Here is a 2985-nt window from a genome sequence, read left to right on the forward strand (position 1 = left end):
AAGCATATTTGAACCGCACATTCTGCAGGACCTTCGCCTTCACCTCGATATGAAGTTGCTCGGTAACGGCCTCGCCCATGCGATGCATCTGATGACGGCAGCAAGGACAAGCCTTCTGATCGTCGGGAAGGTCATACTCGACGCGCTCGCGCGGCAGGTTTTCCGGCAAGGCCTTGCGGCCGCGCTTCTTTCCCGTCGCCCCTTCGCTCGCCGGCAAGCCCGTGTCCGGCAGGACAACGACGGCGCCATCTTCGTTGTCGGCGGCGTCCTCATCCGCGGCCTGTTCGGCTTCATTGAAGAGGCGGTCAATGTGCTTTTCACTGCGCGGCGCAAAACGATGCAGTCGTGCAAGCGCCAGCTCTTCCTCGAGTTTGACGACGCGTTCGGTGAGTTGACGGTTCTGCGCCTGCAGCGCAGCAATACGCGCCATCAACGCTTCAACAGTCGGTTCGCCGGGTCGATTCATCAGATTCTTGAATCGAAAGCATGCCGCCGCGTCAACCGCTCAATTCGAGAGCCCTCAACCCGCAACCTGATATTGCCGCACCGGATGGCGGACCATCGCATCGATGTCGATGCCGTCGAGGATCCAGTGCAATTGCTCGGTCGTAAGCGTGACCACCGCTGCCTCCCGGCGCGGCCACCGGAACTTGTCCTCGGTCAGCCGCTTCAGGACCAGCACAAAGCCCGACCGATCGAAGAACAGGAGCTTCATCCGGTCGCGACGGCGATTGCAGAACGCAAAAACCGCCGGAGCAAACGGATCGAGCGCCATCGTCTCTTGGACCAGAACCGCAAGGCTGTTGATGCCGGCCCGAAAGTCGATCGGCTCGCGGTGCAGGTAGACTTTCAGGTCAGCGCCCAGTCTGAACATGACCCAGTGCTCCGATGGTCGCCGTCAACGCATCCACATCACCGCATTCCAGCGTCAACTTCACGCCGTTCGGCAGCGACGCGCTCACCTTGGCTGGAGAGGAAAAAGGCGCTGTCCTTTTCGATGCCGACCTACGTGCCCCATCGCAAGTCCCCGGCAAATCCACCGCAGCCATGCTGCTCTGTCGCAGCAAGGCCCGATCGGAAGTGCTTTCAATCTGAACCGGGATGAACGCCGATGGTGGGGGCTGTGGGAGGGACTGGGTCTCCGCCCGCTTCTTTATCCACTTCCGAAGAAGGTTCGCATTGACCCCATGTTCGAGCGCAAGCCTAGATACCGACACGCCAGGCTCAAGACAGGCCGAGACAAGACGGTCCTTCGATGCCGGGTCGTATCGGCGTCGCCCGTCCCGACCGACAAGCCTCACCCGCAGTTTCTGCTCATCTTCTTCCATACAAGGTGTCCACCTATTTTGGTGGACACCTTGTATGGGGATTTCGTTGTCAAGGGGCCTTCACTGATTTCGCGGCAAAGCGGTCAGGATAGCCATAACAGAACGGTTGGTCACTGCCTTGTGCATTGGTCCGCGAGCATCAAATTCGAGGGGAGCCTGCCTTTGGGCGCATCGCATTACGCCGCAACCTTGTATTCGGTGGGTCTGCAAAAGACCCGGACCATGAAGCAGTCATTGGCTTCAGCAGCAAGGCTCCGAGGCGGCGGGCCCATTCTCATGACGGCAAATAACGCCATGGTGTCCATCGGGACACCGCCACCTCGAATCGATACGCGCGGGCGTCATTACGGCGGTTGATCCGTCAGGCGCCCTGCAGTGTGTTCAGTTCATCGGGCGCAATGTGACGCCCATCGGGATTTCGCCGACGGTAACCAATCGCCAGAGCGCGATGAGTAACTTGCGTGCGAGCGCCACGATCATCGTCGTCTTGCGGGCGCCCTGTGCCGCTCGTGCCTGGAACCATTGCGTCAGTTCGCTATTCTTTTGGAATCTCAGGAAGCGCCAGGCCAATTGGATCAGCCCGCGTCGCACCCGGGCGTTGCCCGCCTTGGCCAACCCCTTTTCGCGTCGTTTAGATCCGCTCTCGTCGGGGGAGCCTGTCAGACCGGCGTAACGCGCCACCGCGCGCCGGTCTCTGAGGTTGCGGCTAAGCACCTCGTGGACCAGCATGTCGGCTGTCTCAACCCCGACACCAATCACGCGCGCCAATAGCACAACCATTGCATTATACCCCGACGCGGGCGCCTGCTCAAGCTGGGCAATTCTGGCTTTTTCAATCGTCGTGATCTGATCGCGCACCACCGCAAGCCGAGCCATGTCGCGCCGCATCTCTTCCAGCATATTCGGCGGAAGCGGCTGTCCTTCCGAAGTGCGCAGGTCCGGCAACTTCTTCGGCGCCCGGCGAAGCTCGGGCTTGAAGCCACGGATGCCGAGCCGAGCCAGCGCCCCTTTCATGCGATTGACTATCCGCGTTTTCTCGCTGACCAGGTTCTCCCGCTCGCGGCTCGGCCGCTTGGCATCCTCTTCCGCCAGTGATGGGATCGCCACCATGCGGCAGTGGCCACGCTCGCCACGCAGCCAACCCAGGAACACGCGCATCAGCATGGCCGTGTCTAGCCTGTCGGTTTTCGCCCGTCGGTGTTCACGGTTCACGGCGACGCTGGTTGAATGAATGACGTGAGCGTCTATGCCTCGCGTCTGCAGCCACCGGGCCAGCCAGAAGCCGTCTCGCCCAGCCTCGAAGGCCAGCGCGACCCGGTCTATCGGCATGCCCGCAGCCTCCGCCTCCGATCGCCAACGCGCGATCAAACCGAGCAATGCATTGGGATCGGGATCGAGTTTCTTGAGGGGGTGTCGCTGAACGCCGGGAAGCATTCCGGCCACCAGCCAGTTATTTTGACTCATTTCTACAACGACGAGCACAGTGCGAGCTTGATCCAATACAGTGATTGATCGGCTGAGATCGTCGACTTTGGACATGATAGTCTATCCTTCGGGTTGATCGTACGACGATGGTGCCACCTCGCCGCTTCCCCGCATAGCTTCTCATGCATCAGAGCACTCAACAGCAAAAGGTGCGGGGAAATTCGCGCTTACC

At 60.5% G+C, this 2985-nt stretch carries 4 protein-coding genes; all 4 read right to left on the bottom strand.

Annotation, left to right across the window (positions count from 1 at the left end):
• A partial coding sequence (locus tag NKH01_RS34990; RefSeq protein ID WP_353024727.1) for an IS66 family transposase occupies positions 1–466 on the bottom strand: 466 nt, incomplete at its 3' end.
• Between the two features lie 54 nt (positions 467–520).
• A complete protein-coding gene (gene tnpB / locus NKH01_RS34995; RefSeq protein WP_014761846.1) occupies positions 521–874 on the bottom strand; it encodes an IS66 family insertion sequence element accessory protein TnpB in 354 nt (117 codons plus the stop codon).
• Entirely contained in the window at positions 855–1328 is a 474-nt protein-coding gene (gene tnpA, locus NKH01_RS35000) for an IS66-like element accessory protein TnpA (protein ID WP_352453912.1), read from the bottom strand. The genes tnpB and tnpA overlap by 20 nt, the downstream gene beginning before the upstream one ends.
• A 381-nt stretch (positions 1329–1709) precedes the next feature.
• Positions 1710–2867 carry an IS110 family RNA-guided transposase gene (locus tag NKH01_RS35005; protein WP_353024728.1) on the bottom strand — a complete coding sequence of 386 codons (1158 nt, stop codon included), beginning with the start codon at positions 2865–2867 and terminating at the stop codon, positions 1710–1712.
• Positions 2868–2985 lie beyond the last annotated feature (118 nt).

This window comes from Mesorhizobium sp. M1403, assembly GCF_040317695.1.
In the GTDB taxonomy this organism is placed as follows: Bacteria; Pseudomonadota; Alphaproteobacteria; order Rhizobiales; family Rhizobiaceae; genus Mesorhizobium.

Excerpts from the sequence above, each read along its gene's own strand:
- tnpA (WP_352453912.1), bottom strand. The coding sequence starts at position 1,328 with ATGGAAGAAGATGAGCAGAAACTGCGGGTGAGGCTTGTCGGTCGGGAC.
- tnpB (WP_014761846.1), bottom strand. The coding sequence starts at position 874 with ATGTTCAGACTGGGCGCTGACCTGAAAGTCTACCTGCACCGCGAGCCG.
- NKH01_RS35005 (WP_353024728.1), bottom strand. The coding sequence starts at position 2,867 with ATGTCCAAAGTCGACGATCTCAGCCGATCAATCACTGTATTGGATCAA.